The sequence below is a fragment of the Variovorax soli genome (assembly GCF_031454625.1).
Taxonomy (GTDB): Bacteria; Pseudomonadota; Gammaproteobacteria; order Burkholderiales; family Burkholderiaceae_C; genus Variovorax; species Variovorax soli_A.
The window spans coordinates 573,970-594,790 of sequence record NZ_JAVDRF010000004.1; the positions used below are offsets into that span (position 1 = coordinate 573,970).

The window sequence follows — 20,821 nt, forward strand, 5'->3', positions numbered from 1 at the left end:
GGGCCGTCGCCGCGAAAGGCGCGCGAAGTTCAGGATGGCGCCGGGGCTCGTAAGCGCTTCGAGCGCCGCTTTCGCGTGCGCCGGCGCGGCAGCGCATAGAAGCGCCGCTTGGCGAACTCGGTCGCCGCCACGTAGGCCAGCACCACGATGAGCATGGCGCCCAGCAGTCCGGGTGGGAGAGGAACCAGGCCGAAAAGCGAGGCCACGGGGTGGATGAAAGGCAGCGCAAGCGCCACCGCGGCCACGAGCAGCGTGGTCGTCCACAGCACGGTCCCGGGCCGGCTTTTCCACGCCGGCCGGTGCGTGCGCAGCACGAGCAGGACCGCAAGTTCCGTCAGCAGCGAGACGACGAACCAGGACGTCTGGAACAGCGGCTCGGAGGCATGGAACACCTTCAGCAACAGCCAGAAGGTCAGCAGATCGAACAGGGAGCTCGTCAGGCCGAACACCAGCATGTAGCGGCGCAGGTCGTGCACATCCCAGTGCTGCGCGCTGGCGAGCCGATCCTCGTCGACCCGGTCGGACGAGATCGCGATCGAGGGAAGGTCCGACAGGAAGTTGTTGAGCAGGACCTGCTTGGCGGCCAGCGGCAGGAAGGGCAGCAGCGGAGCGGCCAGGGCCATGCTGACCATGTTGCCGAAGTTGGCGCTGGTGGTGATGCTGACGTACTTGAGCGTGTTCGCGAAGGTGCGGCGGCCTTCCTGCACGCCCTGGCACAGCACATCGAGATCGGGCCGCAGCAACACGACGCCGGCGCTGTCGCGCGCCACATCCACCGCGCCGTCGACCGAGATGCCCACGTCGGCGGCATGCAGCGCAGGCGCGTCGTTGATGCCGTCGCCCAGGTAGCCCACGGCATGGCCGTGGTGCTGCAGCGCGCGCACGATGCGTTCCTTCTGCTGCGGATCGACCTCGACGAACAACACGGTCTTCTGGGCGTGGTGCCACAGGGCCTCGTCCTTCATGGCGCCGATCTGCTCTCCGGTCAGCATGGCCTGCGCATCCAGGCCCACGCTCTTGGCCACGTGGGCCGCAACGTAGCGGTTGTCGCCGGTGACCACCTTGATGCCCACGCCGTACGCGGCGAGCGTCTCCAAGGTGCGCAAGACCGTGGCTTTCGGCGGGTCGAGGAACAGCAGGAAGCCGGCGAAGCACATCTCGGCCTCGTCGTCGTGCGCGTAGCTGCTGCGCGGTTCGACCTCGCGTGTGGCCAATGCCAGCAGCCGGAAGCCGCGGCTCCCCTGTTCGCGGAACCATGCGTCGAGTCGCTCGCGCTCTTCGTCGTCCAGCGGCACGCAGGCGCCCCCGCGCGCGACCCGGGTGCATGTTGCGAGCACTTGGGCGAAGGCACCCTTGGTCACGATCACGTGCGCCCCGCCGGCCTCCGGCGCCAGCACGATCGTCAGGCGCCTGCGCAGGAAGTCGTAGGGGATCTCGTCGATCTTGCGCAGGCCGGCCTTGGACAACCCTGCCTTCGCGCCGGCGGCGACCAGGGCGGCGTCCAGCGGATTGTCGATGCCCGTCTCGAAAGCGGCGTTCATGAAGGCCAGGCGCAAGACCTCGGGCGAGGCCGTGCCGTCGGGCGCCGTGGCGGCCTCGAGCGTCATCACGCCTTCGGTGAGCGTTCCTGTCTTGTCGGTGCACAGGAAATCCATGCTGCCGAGGTTCTCGATCGCCTCGAGGTGGCGCACGAGAACGCCGCGGTCGGCCATTCGGCGCGCACCCGCCGACAGCGTGACGCTCACGATCGCGGGCAGCAGCTCCGGAGACAGGCCCACGGCCAAGGCGACGGCGAACAGCATCGACTCGATCCAGGGACGCCCCATCCACTGATTGACGATCAGCACGAACAGCACCATCACCACCATCACCCGCACGAGCAGGATGCCGAACTCCTGGACACCGCGCGTGAACTCGGTCTCGGGCGGCGCGGCGCGCAGCCGCTGCGCCACCGCCCCGAAAGCCGTGTGCTCGCCGGTGCGAACGACGAGCACCGTGGCCGTGCCGCTGCGCACCGACGTGCCCAGGTAGACCGCATTCGTGCGACCGGCGATCGGAGTTCCCGGAGGCAGCACGCCCGGCTGCTTTTCGACGGGGAACGATTCGCCGGTCAGGCTGGCTTCCGTCACCAGGAAATCGCGGGTTTCGAGCACGATGCCGTCCGCCGGAACCAGGTTCCCGGCCGACAGCATGAGGACGTCGCCGCGCACCAGCTCGCGTGTCGGGACCACGCGCCTTGCGCCGTCGCGCAGCGCGTTCACCGTGAGGGCGAGCCTGCTGCGCAGCTGGGCGACCGCCTTCGAGGCGCGGTATTCCTGCAGAAAGCCGAGGCCGCAACTGCCCAGCACGACGGCGAGGATGATTGCGGCCTCCAGCCAGTCGCGAAGGAAGGCCGACACCGCGCCGCCAAAGACGAGGATCAGCACGAGCGGACTCTTGAATTGCCCCAGGGCGAGCCGCACGACCTGGGCTTCCGGCTCTTCGTCGAGGGCGTTGAAGCCTTCCGACTTCAGGCGGCGGGCCGCTTCGTCCGAGGACAGGCCCTGGATGCCGCTGTCGAGTTCAGCCAGCAGGGCCGCGGCGTCGCGACTCCAGAACGCTTCCGGGTCCGAAGAAGTGGCGCTGGCTTCCGGCGAGGTCGGTGCAGTCACCCGCGACCGCGTGCGGTGACGGGTGCCTTTCATGCCGATGTGCTCACGCCTGGCCTTCTCGCGCTCAGCGGTGATCGGCGCGTGGCGGCAGCGCACGGGCCACGCGGCCGATCATGGCGCGCAGGCGGCTGGAAAGGCGCAGATCCTGCAGCAGCGGCGGCAGGGATACGGCGAAGAGCAAGGCCGCCAGCGGGACCACCCAGACGAATCCGACGTACTTGAAACCGGTGGCGCCCACCAGTCCGCCCAGCAGGAAAAGAGACAAAAGCAGCGCGAACAGCCGCAGCTTGGCGCGGTTCGCTCGCACCTGCGCGCGTGCAGGCATGCCGGCCCGGTTCCAGTAGATGAGCTTGCCGAGCTCGATGCCGAGATCGGTGATCACGCCCGTCATGTGCGTCGTCCGGATCTGGGAGGACGAGATCTTGCTGACCAAGGCATTCTGCAATCCCATCAGGAAAGCCAGGAGCAGAACGGTGAGGGGCACCGCGAACGGCGTCGTGTGGTTCAGGGTGGTGGCGCCGACCAGGCCGAACAACAGCAACAGAAGCGCTTCCAGCAGCAAGGGGAGCGCGAATCCGCTGCGCAATCCATGCCGCCGCGCGAGGTTCACCATCACCGCGGTGGATGCCGCGCCGCAGGTGAATGCCGTGAGCGCGCCCGTCGCAGCGAGGACCAGCGCCATGTTGCCAAGCACGAGGTTGTCGGCAAGCATCGAGACGAAGCCGGTCATGTGGGAGGTGTACATGTGCACCAGGAGAAAGCCGCCGGCGTTGACGGCACCTGCAATGAAGGCGAGCAGCAGCCCGAGCAGCGTGTTGATGGCGGGGGTGCGGTGCCGGCCGGTGAGGAAGCGTAGGCGGCGCATGCTATGGATCGTACCGCGGTGCGCCTGGCGGGAAGGAGCGGTGAATCAAGCTCGGCAACGGGCCCGTGGCCTTCCGGGAATCCCGGTCATGGGCGTTGCCGGTTCTCTGCCGCCAGCTGACAGGCGGTGCAGCGCAGGGCAATGGGCTGCGCCAACAGGCGCTCGCGCGGGATGGGTTCGCCGCAGTCCGTGCAGATGCCGTAGCGCCCGTCTGCCATGCGCTGTTGCGCGTATTCGATGTCGCGCAGCCTGGCGCGGTCGATCTCCATTTCGGCGAAGCGCACGTCGCCCAGGCGTTCGGCTTCGGCCTCGTCGGCCTGGCTTTGAACCTCGTGGATGGAAGGCGGCAGGCTGGCTTCGATGTCCGCCGTGGTGCTGCGGATTTCATCCAGGGCATTGCGTTTCATCGCCCGGAGCTGATCGGCCAGTGCGTCGCGGTCCGCTGCAGTCAAGTGGTTCATGAGGGCTCTCAAAAAATCGAAGGAACGACGACGATCGTCGCCGCCGGCGATGGGCCGGACCTTGACATCCGTCAAACCGTTGTCAATCGGGGCGCCCCTTTTGCGATGGCATCGTGGCCAACGCCTCGGACTCCGCGCGCCACCCATGCAAGGGCGAGGTCCAGGCTCCGCCGGAAGGCGCGCGAAACCGCGCTCAGGGAAGCAGCACCGCCGCTCCCTGCAGCCGGCCGGCCCGCAGATCGGCGAGCGCCTCGTTCGCCTGGGCCAGCGGATAGGTCGTCGTGTGGACCTGCGGCGGATGCGCCTGCACGACATCCAGGAATTCGCGGGCATCGCGCCGCGTCAGGTTGGCCACCGACACGAGCTGCCGTTCCTCCCACAGCAAACGATAGGGAAAGGAGGGGATGTCGCTCATGTGAATGCCGCCGCAGACCACGCGGCCACCTTTTCGCACGGCGCGCAGGGCGGTCGGCACCAGTTCGCCGGCGGGCGCGAAGATGATCGCGGCGTCCAGCAATTCGGCGGGCACTTCATCCGACCCTCCGGCCCAGGCGGCGCCGAGCGAGCGCGCAAAGGCCTGGCCCGCGGTATCGCCCGGCCGCGTGAAGGCGTGGACCTGCCTGCCCTGGCCGACGGCGACTTGCGCGATCAGGTGGGCGGCGGCGCCGAAGCCGTAGAGCCCCAGGCGCCGGGCGCCTTCGCCGGCCGCCTTCAGGCTGCGCCAGCCGATCAGGCCGGCGCACATCAGGGGCGCGATGCGGGCCGGCTCCTGCGTCAACGTGCCGAGCGGCAGACAGAAGTCGGCTTCGGCGAGCACGTGGGTGGCGAAGCCCCCGTCGCGGTGGTAGCCGGTGAAGCGCGGCGCATCGCACAGGTTCTCGCTGCCGCCGGCGCAGTAGGCGCAGTGGCCGCAGCTGTGGCCCAGCCAGGGGACGCCGACGCGGTCGCCGATGCGATGGGCGTGCACGCCTGCGCCGAGCGCCTCCACCACGCCGACGATTTCGTGGCCCGGCACGATCGGCAGCACGGTCAGCGGCAGATCGCCGTCGACCACGTGCAGGTCCGTGCGGCAGACCGCACAGGCCAGCACCCGCAGGCGCAACTCGCCGGCGGCTGGCTCCGGCAGCGGGCGTTGTTCCATCCGGAGCGCCTGGCCCGCGCCGCCGAGCACCATCGCTTGCATGGCGGCTAAGCCTCGTCGGTCAGACGCATGACAACCCGCCCTTCGATCTGGCCTTCGCGCATGCGATCGAAGACCTGGTTGATGTTGTCGAGCCGGTCTTCGCTGCAGACCGTTCGCACCTTGCCCTCTGCGGCGAAGGCCAGCGCCTCCTGCAGGTCCATCCGCGTCCCGACGATCGAGCCGCGCACCGTCTTGGCGTTGAGCACGACGTCGAAGATGGGGAGCGCAAAATCGCCCGGCGGCAGACCGACCATCGACATGGTGCCGCGCTTGTGCAGCATGCCCAGCGCCTGGGCAAAGGCGCTGCGCGACACCGCGGTGACCAGCACACCGTGCGCGCCGCGCACGGCCTTCTGCATTTCCACCGCGGGGTTCTGCTTCGCAGCATTGACCAGCATGTCCGCGCCGACCTCCTTGGCCAGTTGCAGCTTCTCGTCGTCGATGTCGACGGCGGCGACGTGGAAGCCCATCGCCTTCGCATACTGCACGGCCAGGTGCCCCAGGCCGCCGACGCCGGAGATGGCCACCCAGTCGCCCGGCTTGCAGTCCAGCACCTTGAGTCCCTTGTAGACCGTGACGCCGGCGCACAGCACGGGCGCGATCTCGGTGAAACCGACATTGGCCGGCAGGTGGCCCACATAGCCCGGGTCGGCGAGCACGTATTCGGCATAGCCGCCGTTGACGGTGTAGCCGGTCATCTGCTGGTGGTCGCACAGCGTTTCCCAGCCGGTGATGCAGTGCTCGCAATGCCCGCACGCGGTATGCAGCCACGGCACGCCGACCCGGTCGCCTTCCCGGACGTGCTTCACGTCCCTGCCGACGGCCGCGACATGGCCCACGCCTTCGTGCCCGGGGATGAAGGGCAGGGCAGGCTTGACCGGCCAGTCGCCCTGCGCCGCATGCAGATCGGTATGGCAGACGCCGGAGGCGGCCACCTTCACCAGGATTTGGCCCGCCGGCACTTCGGGCACGGGCACTTCCTCGATCTGGAGAGGACGTCCGAACTCGCGGACGACGGCAGCTTTCATCAGTTTCATGAGGATCTCCAAGTCTGGACACAATGTGGTGGACCGCCCCTGTTGCATCCCGCAAAGCGGTTTGCTCGGAGGCTCAAGGTAAAGAGGGCCGTGCCGAGATGTGCACCGGAACGTAGGCCAGCCGCCGATCGCGCATGACCAGCAAGGCCACGTTGCGGCCCACCGGCAAGCGCGAGACCGCGCGCCGGAAATCATCCACGCGCTCGAGGCGTTGATCGTTGATGGCCACGATGAAATCGCCGGCGCGAATGCCCTCGCTGCGCGCCAAGCCTGTGGCGTCGCGTACCAGCAGCCCTGCATCGAGGTGAAGCTGCAGGCGCCGCGCTGGCGACAGCTCCGCGAGACTCAGCCCCAGGCCATCGCTCCATTCCGGCGTGGCGGCGGGCTGCGGCCGAGACCTGTCGGCCGGCTGTTCGGCCAAGGTGGCCCAGGTCGTGCGAGCCGCTCCGTGGTGCCAGATCTCGAAACGGCTGCGCGTGCCGGGACGGCGCGACGCGATCTGCTGCAACAGCTCGGAGAAGTGGGAGACGGGGGCGCCATCCATCGCGATGATCACGTCGCCTGCTGCCAGTCCTGCGTCGTGGGCAGGGCTGCCGGGCTCGACTTTCACGACCAGTGCGCCGGCGGTTTGCGCAAGGCCGAAGGATTGCGCCAGCAACGGCGTCACCTCCTGAAACTCGGCGCCCAGGCGTGCCCGCCGCACCACGCCTGCCGCGCGAAGCTGCGTCGCGACCTGCATGGCAAGGTTGATGGGGACCGCGAAGGAGAGGCCCATATAGCCGCCGCTGCCGCTGTAGATCATTGAATTGATCGCCACGACCTCGCCGCGGCTGTTGAAGAGCGGGCTGCCCGAACTGCCGGGGTTGATGGCGACATCGGTCTGGATGAATGGAATGTCGCCGGTACCGCCGATGAAGCGGTTCATCGCACTCACCACGCCGGTGGTGACGCTTCCATGAAAGCCGAAGGGCGCGCCGATGGAAGCCACCCAGTCGCCCGGTGCCAGTTGCGAGGAGTCTCCGATGACCGCGACCGGCAGGCCGCTGGCTTCGATCTTCAGCAGCGCGACGTCGGTCTGGCGGTCGCTGCCGACCACCCGGGCCGTAAAGCGGCGACCGTCGTCCAGTCGAACCTGCGCCTCGTCGATGTTGGCAACGACATGCGCGCTGGTCAGAATGAGCCCATCGCTCGAGAGGATGACGCCCGAAGCCAGATCCCGGATCTGGCTGACCTGGACGCTGGCCGGAAGCGGCCAGGCGAGTCGATCCGAGAAATCGTTCTCGGGCGCGAACTCCAGGTCCATGTCGCCGTCGTTCGCGTCGCGGCCGATGCGCAGCGTGCTGATGTCCACCACCGTGGCGCTGTGGCTTGCGACGAGGGTCGAAAAAGCCGCCGGCGGTTGCGCGAGGGGCTCGCCGCCGGTCCGCTGAAGCTGCGCCGCACCGATGCTGCACGCGGCGAGCAGGCAGGCGCAGACGAGGGTCGGGAGCAGTCGCCTTGGTTGCACGGGGCGGCCGAGTCAGGATTGGTCCGCGTTGCCGCGTACCAGCAGGACCGGAACCGGGCTCGTGCGCACCACGAGGTCAGCGTCGCTGCCGAGCGCCAACCGGCTGAAGCCGCGCCGGCCATGCGTGCCCATGACGATCAGGTCACAACCGGCCACCCGAACCTCGTCGACCACGATGTCCGCGATGCGGCCCTGCGTCACTTCGCGCAGGACGGTCTCGGCCTGGACACCAGCCGCCGCGGCGGCGGCCTGCGCCTTGGACAGGACATCCTGGCCGTACTCGCGCACCTTGCGCATCGAGGCCTCGAAGCTGGCAACGGCCGACATCTCCATCAGCATCGGAAAGTCGTCGATCACGTGCAGCAGCCGCAGCTTGCTCTTCTGCTCGGCGGCGAGCCGAAGCGCTTCGCGCAGGCCGCACTCGGCAGTGGCGCTGCCATCCAGGGGAACGAGAATGTGTTGGTACATGGCTATTCCTTGTTTGTTTCGCAATCAGCAAGCCGCATCAGGCTGCTTGCGGCGACAGGCTGGCTTGTCGAGCGACGGCGTGATTCCGCTCGGCACCGAGCAATGCCGTCCCGAAGAATCGCAGCCGCCCCGCGCAACTGCCGTCATCGACCTCTCGCGCAGTGAAGGCGGTGCTGAGGATGGGCGTCTCACCGATGAGACGGGTGATCTCGGCAACCGCATCGGGTGCGCCGCGACTTCCCATGACCAGGGCCACCGCGACGTCGGGCAGGTGACCCCGCCGTCTCGCCACGAAGCTGCGCATGGGGCCAGCCAGGCGTCCGGCCCAGATCGGCGACACCAGAACGACGGCATCGAAGCCTTTGGGAAACGGGCCCTGGTAGCGGATGGCGGGATGCCGTCGCAACAGTGAATCCAGCACGCATCGCCACGTGCCCCAGGGACCGCTGCGCGGCCGCTCCTCCTCGATTTCAGCGATCTCCCACCCTTGCTGGCTGCAAAGCAGCTCGGCCAGGCGTCGCGAGGTACCGGTATAGGAATAGAAGACCACCAGGACTTTGCTCATGATGTTTCTCCAGCGTGACGATGGGATCCAATGTAGGTGTCCGCAGGCGATCGGCGCTTGCGCTCGATCAAATGCAGCCCCAATGGCTCATCCTGGATCGATGGCGGGCGCTTGTTCTTGCGCTGGATCAATGTCGTCCTATCGGGTCCATCTCGAGCGCGGCATTGGAGCGAGCCGGCGGCCATCGGACTTGACCTGGATCGAGGCCGCCGGGGTCCGGTCATTCGGGGCGCCGCTGCACCAAGGACGTCCGCATCGCGTCCTTCATTTGAGCTTGCTCGACAGCACGCGTGCGCATCGATTGCACTGCGGGTAAGACAAGGTCGCCGCCACTTGATCCACATCAATGCTTGCCTCGCGCACTCGCCTACAGTGAATGCACCAACCGGGGCACCGCGGCATGCGCCAAGGGACTGGCTGGTAAAAGTGAGGGTTCCCCCTCGGGGGAGTTCATGGCGTCGCTCCGACGCCGTGGGATGAAGGCAACCTCAGACTGCTCGTGCGCCATGGCGCGTGGGTGGGGCCTTCACCAGGCCCGCCGCTCCGCAAGGATGGCGGGCCTTCTTGTTTCGGTACGCCTCCGTGCGCAAGGCGAGTGCGAATTCAATGCGTGGAAGCTCACATTCACAAGGAGATTCACATGAACGCTCGACGCCCTGATGGACGAATACGCGAAAGAGATGGCGGGCCTGGTCAGGATCATTCGCCGCGGCATCCAGAGAGAAGTGTCCGAGATGACCAGCGTCGCGCCATCGGCCAAGCCGCTCGTGTGAGTGCGTCTTCACGCGCGGCCATGACCTGCGAATGATTGCAATGCCCTGGACTTCCTTCCGCTATCCGCCCGCCATGGCCCATCTGACGCCCCTCGTCCGGCTCAAGGCCATCGAGATCGCCAATGCGCTGCTGGCCGAGGGGTACGACGACGGCAAGGCGATTCGGATCGGAATCGCCAAGGCGAAGGAATGGGCTCGCCACCGCTCCGGCCTGGAGGGCGGCGGCTACCCGGTTGGTTGAGAGCCATGGCCCCTGCTGCCGCAATCAGCATCTCTTTCGTAACGCCATCTGTCGGAGGAAATCATGAACATGGGTCTGGCCCGCTTCCCCCTTGTCGCCCTGGCGGTCTTCCTGGTGCTGGCACCGGCGGCGCCTGCATTGGCCGAGTCGCGGGGCGCGCTGCTGTATTCGACGCACTGCATCGCCTGTCATAGCGAGCAGATGCATTGGCGCCAGAAGAAGCTCGTGACCGATTGGGCCAGTCTCAAGGCACAGGTCCGGCGCTGGCAGGCGGAAGCCGCGCTCGATTGGAGCGACGACGACGTGGCAGAGGTGGCAAGGTACCTCAATGAAGAGTTCTATCGCCTTCCGCAGGCGACCGCCCCAGCCAACCAGAGCGGGTTCGCTTCGCGTTGGGAGCGTGAGGGCGCACGTCGCGTGCCGGGGCCGGCGGGTCCGCAGTCCCCGGCAAAAGAGGGCGTCGAGGGTCCGCGCGCCGATCCGTGAGTGTAAGAAGGCGGGCCGGGCGCGGCCGCAAGCCTGTCGAACCTGCAGCACATCGAGCACGACGCACCGGCATGCGACCGGTGCAGTCGGGTGCCGCCGTCGTTTTTTCAGTCCAGGACGATCAGATCGTTGGCGACCGACGTCACGCCAGGAACGGACCACGCCGCTTTCTCGACAGCCCTGGATTCGGCCCATGAATGAACCAGCCCGTGCAGCGTGACCTGCGAACCACTGACCCCGATCTGGAGACGTTCGCTTTCGCGCTGCGCTTGCCGGGTGAGCGCTTCGCGCAGCTTCTTCTCGACCTCCGAGGCACTGAGCTTGGGAGAGATCTTGACCGTGTTCGAAACGCCGGTGACGCCCATGAGCGTGCGCACCGCGTTTTCCGCGGCCCGGCGCTGGTATTCCCACTCCACTTCGCCCGTCAGTGTCACCCAGCCGCCCTCGACCATCGGCTTGATCTTGCCGTCCGGCACCAGCGCGCTCCATTCGAGCGCGTGCTCGACGGCGCGCGCGATGTCGGCGTCGGTGCGTTCGTCGCCAGCGGGCAGCTTGACGTTGATCTCGACGGCGATCGCCTTCACGCCTTTGACACGTTGTGCTGCGCGCTCGGCAGCGTACTTTTCGGCATGGCTGCCGAGATGGCCTGTCAGGGTCACCACGCCATCCTTGGCGGTAACACCCACTGTGGCGGTCTTGATCGCCGGATCCCAGTCCAGTTCGGCCAGGACGTCGGTTCGGAGTTGCGTATCGGATTTCATGACTTTCCTTCCATTGAAGAAATCAGGGACCCACCTCGCGATGAGGCGTGGTGTGACTTTAGAAAGCAATCCAGCGCACCGGGTTGCGCTGGATCAAGCGTGGCCCCTTAGTCCGTGGCCGGCAGGAATGTCCGCACGAAGTCCAGCGACGACACCACGCCGGCGATCCCACGGCTGTCGGTCACGACCACATGATGGATCCCGCGCTCCACCATGAGCGCCGCTACCGTCGAGGCCGGGGTCCCGACGTCCACGACGATCGGCTTGTAAGAGCACATCTGCCATGCGCACGTGGCGAGGGCATCTCGCCCCTGCGCATGGAACGCAACGAGATCCGAGGCGCTGATCACGCCGACGACTTCGCCGTTCGATGGTTCCAGGACGGGCACCCAGTTCAGGCGGTTGCTGGAGAGCAGTGCTTCCACCTGCGCCACGGTGTCATCCATGCTGACACTCCATACCGGTTGCTGCATCAAGGAAGAAATGTCTTGGTTCATGGATGGCTCCTCCGGCATAAGGTAGTACACGTTGTGCGACGTCGGTTTGATCGGGCGCAAGGCGCTCAAGCAAGTTTCTCGTCTGATTGGCGAAAACCGGTTCCGTTCGCACCGCACGATGATGGTCAATGCAGATACGCCTCGACGGCATACTGCTTCATCATTCGATGGCTGCTGAAGTACGCGCCATTCCGGGCAATCGCCCCTTTCATGACGGCCGTCCACCCGGCGGCGCTTTCGTGGTAGAGCGGCAGGACCTTTTGGTCGAGCTTGAGGTAGAGCGAGGCTGCGTCGCGTGCGTGGACGTCGGCCTCATCGGCCACGGTCTCGCCGCCCACAGCCCATCCGGTAACGCCCTCGATACAGCCCTCGAGCCACCAGCCGTCCAGTACGCTGAGATTGGGAACACCGTTCAGCGCCGCCTTCATGCCGCTCGTCCCCGAAGCTTCAAGCGGACTCAATGGCGTATTCAGCCAGACATCGACACCCGAGACCAGCAGGCGCGCCGTCTCCATATCGTAGTTGGGGAGGAAATGGACGGGCACCGCGCCGCCGAGCTCGCGCGCCCAGGCATGCAGACGCTCGATGATCTGCTTCCCGCCCAAGTCCCGTGGGTGCGCCTTTCCGGCGAGCACGATTTGAAATGGATGCTCTCGCGCGATCGCCCTCAGACGGTCGATGTCAAAGAACAGAAGATCCGCTCGCTTGTACGGGGTCATACGCCGCGCAAAGCCAAGCACCGGGAGCGAAGTATTGATGGACAAGCCGTCGCGGCCTTGAATGCGATGGAGGAGCGCGAGCTTCGCGACGGCGTGGGCCCGGCGCAGCTCCTCATCCGGAATGAGGTCCGCCCTTGCCAACAATTCCGGCTCATGGCTCCATCGCGGCAGAAAGGCATCAAAAAGACGGCGCAAGCTGTCGCATGCCCAGGTCCATGGGTGCACCCCGTTGGTAATGGCATGCACTTGATAGCCTGGAAACATCTTCCTCGAAACCTCGGCGTGGCGAGGCGTGACGCCATTGACACACTCGCTGAGGTTGAGGGCGAGGCGGGTCATATTGAGCTCTCCTTGCCCGGCGAGTTGTCTGAGCTCCTTCGCGCCGATGAACGGGCCGAGCAACCGATCCGCAAGTTCATACGAGAACTTGTCGTGCCCCGCCTCGACGGGCGTATGGGTGGTGAACACGCAGCGTTCGCGAACTGCAGGTACATCGAACTGGAGCTCCGGTGTGCCAGCTTCCTGCGGGGAGCGCGCGAAGCGCCGCAGCAGCTCCAGTGCGAGAAGCGCGGCGTGTCCTTCATTGAGGTGGTACTTTCGAATGGAGAACCCGAGCGCTCCCAGCATCCGCACGCCGCCGATGCCGAGCACCATCTCCTGTTTCATGCGGTAGGCCTCGTCACCGCCATAGAGATGGTGGGTCAGCTCGCGATCTTCCGGTTCGTTTTCGGGCAGGTCCGTGTCCAGCAGCAGCACCGGAACCGAGGCGCCGCGTTGACCGTGGATTTCGTACAACCAGGCGGCAACCCAAAGCTCCCGCGCCCCCACTTGCACGGAGATCTTGGCGCCAAGTCGCTGCGCCCATTGTTCCGGTTGCCAAATGTCAGGCCGCTCGAGCTGGCGGCCGTCGACGATCTCCTGCCGGAAATAGCCGGCACGGCTGACCAGCGTCACACCGACCATGGGCAAATCCAGGTCACTGGCGCTGCGCATCGCATCGCCGGCGAGTACCCCGAGCCCGCCGCTGTACGTCGGAATCTCGCTTCTGAGCGCAATTTCCATGGAGAAGTAGGCGATTCGAGGCTCGCGCATGTTGAACGCTTCGAGGGGCTGATTCATTTCGATGCCTCTCCAATTTGCGAAGGAGCGTGACGTTTGCTGTGAGCGCTCATGGTGAACCTCGCGAATGACTGGCCGGACGCTCGCCCCTCCGGCGACCGTTCGGTTCTGCGCCAGATAAGCGGACGACACGTTGCCGGGATTGGAAGATGAAACTCGGCGCGGCGCTTGATCTGGCGCAACTGGCCTGCGGTTCCCACTGACTATGCTGCGACCACCCGCAAGAGAACTTGCGAAGGAGGCGCCATGCACATCCCCGAGCGCGACCACATCGCCTGGTTCGAAACCCTGGGCAACGGCGACGTGCCGCGCGTCGGCGGCAAGAACGCCTCGCTCGGCGAGATGGTGTGCAAGCTCGCGGCGCGTGGTGTGCGGGTGCCGCCCGGGTTCGCCACGACCGCCGAGGCGTATCGGGCCTACATCGCAGCCAACGGGATCGCCGAGCCCCTGCGTGACCGCTTGGCAGCACTGCAACGTGGCGATGCCACACTGCATGCCACCGGCGAGGCGGCCCGTCGGCTGTTCCTGGATGGCGAATTTCCGTTCGCCATCGCTGACGAAATCCGTCATGCCTACCGCGAGCTCGGCCGTCGAACAGGCGTGGCGGAGGCCAGTGTCGCCGTGCGCTCGAGCGCCACGGCAGAGGATCTCCCGGATGCGAGCTTCGCCGGGCAGCAGGAAAGCTTCCTGAACGTGCGCGGCGAGCGGGAACTGCTGGATGCCTGCCGGCGCTGCTATGCCTCGCTGTTCACGGATCGCGCCATCGCCTATCGACAAGCCAAGGGTTTCGACCACATGGAGGTGGCGCTTTCCATCGGGGTGCAACGCATGGTGCGCTCCGATCTGGGCGGTGCAGGCGTGATGTTCTCCATCGACACGGAGAGCGGTTTCCCGCGCGCCGCGGTCATCAATGCTGCCTGGGGATTGGGCGAGACCGTCGTGCAGGGCTCGGTCGACCCGGACAAGTACGAGGTGTTCAAGCCGCTGCTGGCGGATCCGAGGCTCATGCCCATCGTCGAGAAGACATGCGGCGGGAAGGAGCGCAAGCTGGTCTATGCGAGCGGCGGCAGCGCGCGCACGGTGATCGCCGCCACCACGCAGCGGGAACGCCAGGCCTTCGTGCTCTCCGACCAGGAGATCGTGCAACTCGGGCGCTGGGCCGTTGCGGTGGAGGAACACTACGGTCGTCCGATGGACGTGGAGTGGGCCAAGGACGGCGAGACGGGCGAACTCTACCTCGTGCAGGCACGGCCCGAGACGGTGCAGTCCGCGCGTTCCGCTGGAGTGCTGAGGACTTGGCGACTCAAGTCGCGCGGCAAGGTGCTGTTGACCGGCGGGGCGGTCGGCGAGGCGATCGCCAGCGGCAGGGCCTGTGTGATCCGCAGCGCCGAGGACATCGCGCGTTTTCAAGACGGTGCCATCCTCGTCACGGAGATGACCGACCCGGACTGGGTGCCGGTGATGAAGCGCGCCGCCGGCATCGTGACCGACCACGGCGGCATCACCAGCCATGCCGCCATCGTGAGCCGGGAACTTGGGGTGCCGGCACTGGTCGGCACCGGGCGAGGCACGGCCGTGCTGCTCGACGGGCAGGAACTCACACTCTCCTGCGCCGAAGGGCAGCAGGGCTTTGTCTACGAAGGCATGCTGCCGTATGAAAGCGAGGAGGTCGACCTGAGCGCCATCGCGCCGACGCGCACTGCGATGATGGTGAACGTTGCCAGTCCCGGCGCTGCCTTCCGTTGGTGGCGACTGCCCGCCAAGGGTGTGGGGCTCGCGCGGTTGGAGTTCATCATCAGCAACGCAGTGCGGGTGCATCCGATGGCGCTGCTGCACCCCGAGCGCGTGGCGGATGCTGCGCAGCGTCGCGACATCGAGGCATTGGTGCGCGGTTACGCCGATGGCGCCGACTTCTTCGTCCAGACGCTTGCGCGCGGGGTCGCCAAGTTGGCCGCACCTTTCCATCCGCATCCCGTCATCGTGCGCCTCAGCGACTTCAAGACCAATGAGTACGCTGGGCTTCTGGGCGGAGCAGCCTTCGAGCCGAAGGAGGAGAACCCGATGATCGGCTGGCGCGGCGCCTCCCGCTACTACGATCCCCGCTACCGCGAGGGCTTCGCGCTCGAGTGCCGCGCGCTGGCGCGGGTGCGGGGCGAACTGGGATTCGACAACGTCATTGTCATGGTCCCTTTCTGCCGCACCACGGAGGAAGCCGATCGCGTGCTCGCCGTCATGGCCGAGAACGGTCTGAGCCGCGGCGCGGCCGGCTTGCAGGTTTACATGATGTGCGAGGTGCCGTCCAACGTGATCCTGGCGACGCAGTTCGCGCGTCGCTTCGATGGCTTCTCGATCGGCTCCAACGACCTCACGCAGCTGGTCCTGGGCGTGGACCGGGATTCCGCCGATCTGGCGCGTCTTTTCGATGAGCGCAATGAGGCGGTCACGACCTTCATTGCGGAAGCCATCGCGCGCACCCATGCGGCCGGCATCAAGATCGGCATCTGCGGACAGGCACCCAGCAATCACCCGGAGTTCGCACGCTTTCTGGTGCAGCAAGGCATCGACTCGATCTCGCTGAACCCCGACAGCTTCGTCGCGGCCGCGCGCGAAGTCGCGCGCGCCGAGCAGGAGCACGGCGCGGCGGCAGGTTGATGTTGAGACGCGTGCTCCTGCATCCGCCTTCGCCGACGTAAGTCAGGCCGTCCACTCGACGTCGACCGCGAGGCCGCCCAGGCGGTGGGAGCGCCCGATGGTCACCGTGGCCTCCTGCACGGCCGCGATGCGGCGCACGATCGACCAGCCCAGGCCGCTGCCGCTTTCGCCGCTTCCGAGGACGCGGAAGAAGCGCTCTCCGCAGCGCGCCATGTCCTCGTCCTTCATGCCGGGGCCGCTGTCCTCGATACTGAAGCGCACGTGGCCGTGCGACCGGATGACCTCGATGCGAATGGCGGCCCCCTGCGGGCTGTACCGGATTGCGTTGTCGACCAGATTGCGAACGAGCAAGGCGAACAGGGTGGGATCGCCGCGGACCGGGCATTCCTCCACCGCATCGACCTCGATGCTCTGCTGCTTGTGGATGGCCGTCGGGGCGGCATCGGCCACCACCCCGCGTACCAGGGCATCCAGTGCCACCGTCGTCCATTCGAGCTCGGCGCCGGCCTCCAGCCGCGACAGGACGAGGAGCTGCTCGACCACGCGCACGGCCCGATCGCAGCCGGCCAGCGTCGCCTGCAGCGCATGTCGACGCCTGGCGTCGTCCGACTCGGCGAGGGCCACCTGGGCCTGCGCGCGGATGGCGGCGATCGGCGTGCGCAGCTCGTGAGCGGCGTCGGCGGTGAAGCGGCGCTCCGATTCCATCAACTCCCCGATGCGCCGGAACAAGCCGTTCAGCGCGTCGAGCATGGGCGTCATCTCCGAGGGGGCCCCATCGAGGACGACCGGACTCAGCGCCTGCGGTTCTCGCCGGGCCAGCGTCCTGCCCAGCCGTCGCAGCGGCAGCGCGCCCCGATGGACCGCCCACCACACCGCGAGCGCGAGCAGGGGCAATGCGACGAACATCGGCCAGAGCGTGCTGCGCAGAACGGCCCGGAGGATGGAGTCTCTGGAGGCGATCTGCTCCCCCACGTAGACCTGCACGTCGCGTTCGCCGCCGTGGGCCGCGAACACGCGCCACGGCGCGCCGCCGATCCGGACCGTGCTGAAGCCCGAACGGAATCGACCTGCTCCGGCGTCGATCATCGGCAGCGAAGGGGCATTGGCCGAGCGAAGGGTCAGGCGGCCCTCATGGAAGACCTGGAAGGCCACCTTGGGCGCATAGCGATGCAGTGCCGGGGCCTCGATGCCCGGCTCCTCTTCGGAGCGCTCGCGGATCTGCTGCGCGACCAGCAGCGCGGCGCCCTGTGCCAGGTGGCTGTCGAGCAGTTCGTCGAGTTCGTGGCGCGCGTCGAGCCAGGTCATGGCGGCAGTCGCCAGCCACACGCTCGCCACCATGCCGAGCACCAGAAGCAACAGGCGGCCTTGGAGCGAGCGGGGCATCGTCGTCAGCGGCCGGGCTTCTCACGCAGGAGCACGTAGCCCACGCCACGCACGGTCTGGATGAGCGAGCTGCCGAGCTTGCGGCGCAGGTGGTGGACGTGCACCTCGACCGCATTGCTTTCCACCTCCTGCCCCCAGCTGTAGAGGTGCTGCTCGAGCTGCTCGCGGGAGAGCACGCGCCCGGCATTGAGCATGAACGCGTGCAGCAGGTCGAATTCGCGGGACGACAGCGTCACGGGCTCGCCTGCAAGATGCACGGTGTGGGCGGCCGGATCGAGCACGACGTCCTGGGCGTGCAGGCGCTCCTGGACCTGCCCGTGCGCGCGGCGGATCAGCGCTCGCAATCGGGCCGCGAGTTCGTCGAGGTCCACCGGCTTGACGACGTAGTCGTCTGCGCCCACGTTGAGGCCGCGGATGCGGTCGGGCACGCCGTCGCGCGCTGTCAGGACCAGGATGGGAATCGAAATGCCGGCCTTGCGCACGCTGGCGAGCACGGGCAGGCCGTCCTTCAGCGGCAGGCCCAGATCCAGGATCGCCGCGGCATAGGGCTGGGCGCGCAGTTCGCGCTCGGCGGCCTCGCCGTCGCGCACCCAGTCGACCTGGAAATCAAGCTGGCGCAGTCCTGCGCGGAGACCGTCGCCCAACAGGGGATCGTCTTCGGCGAGCAGGATGCGCATGAAAAGTTGTGAGCGTGAATTGCGCCGCTTCAGTCGTCGTCGCGATCGTGCAGGGCGGCCTTGGCGGACACCGCGGCCGGCCCTCTGGCCGTGCCCGCTGGCGCGCCCTGCCACTGCGTCCACCAGAAGCCCAGCACCGCCACCAGCATCAGGATGCCGACGCTGCGCCAGGCGCTGCGCACGCCTTCCCCGGAGCGGCCCGGCTTGCGTCCGGTGATCATGGCGGCGACGAGGTTGTCGCGGTGCAGCCAGCTCGCGAGCAGCACGCCGGCGACGTGGAGGCCGACCATGCCGAGCATGAGATTGGCCGCGGCTTCATGGACTTCCTCCAGCCAGTCGCCGCCGAGGTCCTGGTACGTGGCCCAGCCAGAGGCCGTGACCGCGACCGCCAAGGCCAGCAATGCGACGATGGCGAGGGCGCCGGCGGGGTTGTGTCCCACGGAGGGCTGCGCGTGCCCGCGAAGCAGGTCGCCGAGGTAGGCCGCGACGGCGCGCGGTCCGCGCACGAAGTTCGCGAAGCGTGCGTATCGCGTGCCCACGACGCCCCACACCAGGCGAAAGGCGACCAGCGCCGCCATCGTGTAGCCGAACGTCACGTGGACCAGGCGCCACGAGTCGCGCTCTGCCGTGAGATAGGCGCCGGCAAAGCACAGCACGATGAGCCAGTGGAAGACGCGCACCGGCAGGTCCCAGACGAGGATCCTGCCGGACTCCGGCTCGGCGGCCTGGCGTTCGGCGGTAGATGCATAGGTCGAGTTCATTGAAACCTCATGAATCGGATTGAGTGTGAAAAGCTGCGCAGTCAGCGGCGTTCCTGACGCTGGCCAGCAGCTCGGCGGGCGTGGCGGCGCGGGAACGATGCGCGGTCCGAGGTGTTTTCAACAAGTTCATGGCGACGCCTTGAGGGGCATCGTGTCGCCATGGTCTTAGGGTTTTCTTAACAGGGAGTCCGCAAGCCGGATTCTCTATTTGCGCCGTATGCGGGCGGACACAGTCGCCGACAGGCATCGATCGAATCACTGCTTCGCGGTCCGCGATGCCTTGTGGCGGACGGCATCCGTGGTCTTGACCACCGCGTCCCTGGCTGCGCGTGCAGCGGCGCGTGTGCTTTCATCCGCCTTTTTGAGGGCTTCGCGGGTTGCATCGGCCGCCTTCTCGGCTTCTTCCCGGCTCGATTCCAGGGCGCGCTTGGACGCGTCCTCCGCCTTCCCCAGCGCTTCACGGGTGGCGGCGGCGGCCTTCTTGCCTTCCTCCGCGGCGACGCGAGCGGATTCCCGGCTCTCGTCAAGCGCCTTGTCGGCCGACGCCGCCGCCTTTTCCTCGAATCGGGTTGCCGACTCCGCGGCCTTGCGTGCTGCTCGTCGGACGGCCTCGGCGGCGGCCCTCGAGACCTTTCCTGCCGTCGCTTCACTCTTTTGCAGTGCGGCCTTCGCGTGATCGGCAGCCTTGCGCGAAGCGGCTTCTGCATCGCGTGCAGCCTTGACGGCAACGTCCCTGGTCTTCTGTGCGATGCCGGGCGGGGGACTCAACTGACCGGGCTGGGTGTTGTCGGCGGCGAAAGCGGCAGCACCAACGGCAAAGGTGAGCAGCACCAACATGTTTGCGGCCTTCATATGCATTCCTGAGATGAAGTCGATCGAATGCACAGCATGCGACGCGCCAATGGATCCGGACTTGCGCCAACGCAAACAGAGCCTGGATGCTTGCGCAACAAGTTGGTAGAGGCGCGCGCTCGCATCCGCCTTTCTATCTCGCCAGCACTTGGCCGCGCGCATTTATCCACGACTGTTGCCGAACAGGTTGATCCAGCTCAACCCGAGCCGGGCCCCGGCCCTACAAACTCGGTCTGCGCGCTGCCCCATCGGCTCTCGCGGATATCCGGACGACTCATGCGCCAAGACAAACTCACCACCAAATTCCAGGAAGCCCTCGCCGACGCGCAGTCGCTCGCCTTGGGCAACGACAACCCCTACATCGAGCCTGTCCACCTTTTGGTGGCCATGCTGCGCCAGGACGAGGGTCCCCGGGCCTTGCTCGAGCGCGCCGGCGCCAATGTGCCGGGCCTGCTGAATGCCGCCGAGGCGGCGATCAAGAAGCTGCCCCAGGTGCAGGGCCACGACCAGGTCCAGGTCGGCCCCGATCTCGGCAAGCTGCTGCAGGCCACCGAGAAGGAAGCCATCAAGCGCAACGACCAGTTCATTGCCGCGGAGCTCTTCCTGCTCGCCCTGGCCGACAGCAAGGCCGACATCGGCAACCTCGCGCGCAGCCACGGCGTCACCCGCAAGTCCGTCGAAGCCGCCATCGATGCCGTGCGCGGCGGCCGGGGCGTCGACAGCGCCGATGCCGAAGGCCAGCGCGAGGCCTTGAAGAAATACACCCTCGACCTCACCGAGCGTGCCCGCCTGGGCAAGCTCGATCCCGTGATCGGGCGCGACGAAGAGATCCGCCGCGCCATCCAGGTCCTGCAGCGGCGCACCAAGAACAACCCCGTGCTCATCGGCGAACCCGGCGTCGGCAAGACCGCCATCGTCGAAGGCCTGGCGCAGCGCATCGTCGCCGGCGAGGTCCCCGAGTCCCTCAAGGGCAAGCGCGTGCTCTCCCTGGACATGGCCGCACTCCTGGCCGGCGCCAAGTACCGCGGCGAGTTCGAGGAGCGGCTCAAGACCGTGCTGCACGAGCTCGCCAAGGACGAGGGCCAGACCATCGTCTTCATCGACGAGCTGCACACCATGGTGGGTGCCGGCAAGGCCGAGGGCGCGATGGATGCCGGCAACAT

At 67.0% G+C, this 20,821-nt stretch carries 19 protein-coding genes; 4 read left to right on the top strand and 15 right to left on the bottom strand.

The features are described 5' to 3' along the window. Positions 1 to 29: 29 nt before the first annotated feature. The 8 genes from mgtA to J2739_RS12740 form a co-directional block, all read right to left on the bottom strand. Positions 30 to 2,684 carry a magnesium-translocating P-type ATPase gene (gene mgtA / locus J2739_RS12705; RefSeq protein ID WP_309902069.1) on the bottom strand — a complete coding sequence of 885 codons (2,655 nt, stop codon included), beginning with the start codon at positions 2,682 to 2,684 and terminating at the stop codon, positions 30 to 32. Between the two features lie 31 nt (positions 2,685 to 2,715). Then, complete coding sequence (locus J2739_RS12710) at positions 2,716 to 3,516, bottom strand: YoaK family protein (RefSeq protein WP_309902070.1); 801 nt, start codon at positions 3,514 to 3,516, stop codon at positions 2,716 to 2,718. 86 nt (positions 3,517 to 3,602) lie between these two features. After that, entirely contained in the window at positions 3,603 to 3,977 is a 375-nt protein-coding gene (locus tag J2739_RS12715) for a TraR/DksA family transcriptional regulator (protein WP_309902072.1), read from the bottom strand. A gap of 193 nt (positions 3,978 to 4,170) precedes the next feature. Further along, positions 4,171 to 5,160 (bottom strand): zinc-dependent alcohol dehydrogenase family protein, encoded by a 990-nt coding sequence (locus tag J2739_RS12720; protein ID WP_309902073.1) that lies wholly within the window; start codon positions 5,158 to 5,160, stop codon positions 4,171 to 4,173. 5 nt (positions 5,161 to 5,165) lie between these two features. Next, positions 5,166 to 6,197 (bottom strand): alcohol dehydrogenase AdhP, encoded by a 1,032-nt coding sequence (adhP, locus tag J2739_RS12725; RefSeq protein WP_309902075.1) that lies wholly within the window; start codon positions 6,195 to 6,197, stop codon positions 5,166 to 5,168. Positions 6,198 to 6,270: 73 nt separating this feature from the next. Further along, positions 6,271 to 7,704, bottom strand: a complete 1,434-nt coding sequence (locus J2739_RS12730; protein WP_309902077.1) for a trypsin-like peptidase domain-containing protein — start codon at positions 7,702 to 7,704, stop codon at positions 6,271 to 6,273. A 12-nt stretch (positions 7,705 to 7,716) separates the two neighbouring features. Beyond that, positions 7,717 to 8,172 (bottom strand): universal stress protein, encoded by a 456-nt coding sequence (locus tag J2739_RS12735; RefSeq protein WP_309902079.1) that lies wholly within the window; start codon positions 8,170 to 8,172, stop codon positions 7,717 to 7,719. Between the two features lie 37 nt (positions 8,173 to 8,209). Further along, on the bottom strand, positions 8,210 to 8,737 hold the full coding sequence (locus J2739_RS12740) for a flavodoxin family protein (RefSeq protein WP_309902081.1): 528 nt from the start codon (positions 8,735 to 8,737) through the stop codon (positions 8,210 to 8,212). 846 nt (positions 8,738 to 9,583) lie between these two features. Between J2739_RS12740 and J2739_RS12745 the strand changes: the two genes are divergently transcribed. After that, positions 9,584 to 9,751, top strand: a complete 168-nt coding sequence (locus J2739_RS12745; RefSeq protein WP_405053878.1) for a DUF2188 domain-containing protein — start codon at positions 9,584 to 9,586, stop codon at positions 9,749 to 9,751. A 69-nt stretch (positions 9,752 to 9,820) separates the two neighbouring features. Beyond that, positions 9,821 to 10,237, top strand: coding sequence for a hypothetical protein (locus J2739_RS12750; protein ID WP_309902085.1), 417 nt, complete (start codon positions 9,821 to 9,823; stop codon positions 10,235 to 10,237). Positions 10,238 to 10,344: 107 nt separating this feature from the next. Here the strand turns inward: J2739_RS12750 and J2739_RS12755 are convergent, their stop codons facing one another. The 3 genes from J2739_RS12755 to glgP all read right to left on the bottom strand — a co-directional run bounded on the left by J2739_RS12755 (position 10,345) and on the right by glgP (position 13,333). Then, entirely contained in the window at positions 10,345 to 10,998 is a 654-nt protein-coding gene (locus J2739_RS12755; protein WP_309902087.1) for a BON domain-containing protein, read from the bottom strand. A gap of 107 nt (positions 10,999 to 11,105) precedes the next feature. Next, entirely contained in the window at positions 11,106 to 11,495 is a 390-nt protein-coding gene (locus tag J2739_RS12760) for a CBS domain-containing protein (protein WP_309902090.1), read from the bottom strand. Between the two features lie 125 nt (positions 11,496 to 11,620). Next, the gene (gene glgP, locus J2739_RS12765) at positions 11,621 to 13,333 is read right to left on the bottom strand and encodes an alpha-glucan family phosphorylase (protein ID WP_309902091.1); all 1,713 of its coding nucleotides are present in this window, start codon (positions 13,331 to 13,333) and stop codon (positions 11,621 to 11,623) included. A gap of 246 nt (positions 13,334 to 13,579) precedes the next feature. Between glgP and ppsA the strand changes: the two genes are divergently transcribed. Continuing rightward, positions 13,580 to 15,985 (top strand): phosphoenolpyruvate synthase, encoded by a 2,406-nt coding sequence (gene ppsA, locus J2739_RS12770; protein WP_309902093.1) that lies wholly within the window; start codon positions 13,580 to 13,582, stop codon positions 15,983 to 15,985. 42 nt (positions 15,986 to 16,027) lie between these two features. Here ppsA and J2739_RS12775 read toward each other — a convergent pair whose 3' ends face one another. The 4 genes from J2739_RS12775 to J2739_RS12790 form a co-directional block, all read right to left on the bottom strand. Further along, positions 16,028 to 17,368 (bottom strand): ATP-binding protein, encoded by a 1,341-nt coding sequence (locus tag J2739_RS12775; RefSeq protein WP_309902094.1) that lies wholly within the window; start codon positions 17,366 to 17,368, stop codon positions 16,028 to 16,030. A 5-nt stretch (positions 17,369 to 17,373) separates the two neighbouring features. Further along, the gene (locus tag J2739_RS12780; RefSeq protein WP_309902096.1) at positions 17,374 to 18,045 is read right to left on the bottom strand and encodes a winged helix-turn-helix domain-containing protein; all 672 of its coding nucleotides are present in this window, start codon (positions 18,043 to 18,045) and stop codon (positions 17,374 to 17,376) included. A 29-nt stretch (positions 18,046 to 18,074) separates the two neighbouring features. Beyond that, a complete protein-coding gene (locus J2739_RS12785) occupies positions 18,075 to 18,806 on the bottom strand; it encodes a cytochrome b/b6 domain-containing protein (protein WP_309902098.1) in 732 nt (243 codons plus the stop codon). A gap of 255 nt (positions 18,807 to 19,061) precedes the next feature. Next, positions 19,062 to 19,658, bottom strand: a complete 597-nt coding sequence (locus tag J2739_RS12790; protein ID WP_309902100.1) for a hypothetical protein — start codon at positions 19,656 to 19,658, stop codon at positions 19,062 to 19,064. A 276-nt stretch (positions 19,659 to 19,934) separates the two neighbouring features. Between J2739_RS12790 and J2739_RS12795 the strand changes: the two genes are divergently transcribed. After that, positions 19,935 to 20,821 (top strand): Clp protease N-terminal domain-containing protein (locus tag J2739_RS12795; RefSeq protein WP_309902102.1); only part of this gene is annotated, 887 nt, incomplete at its 3' end.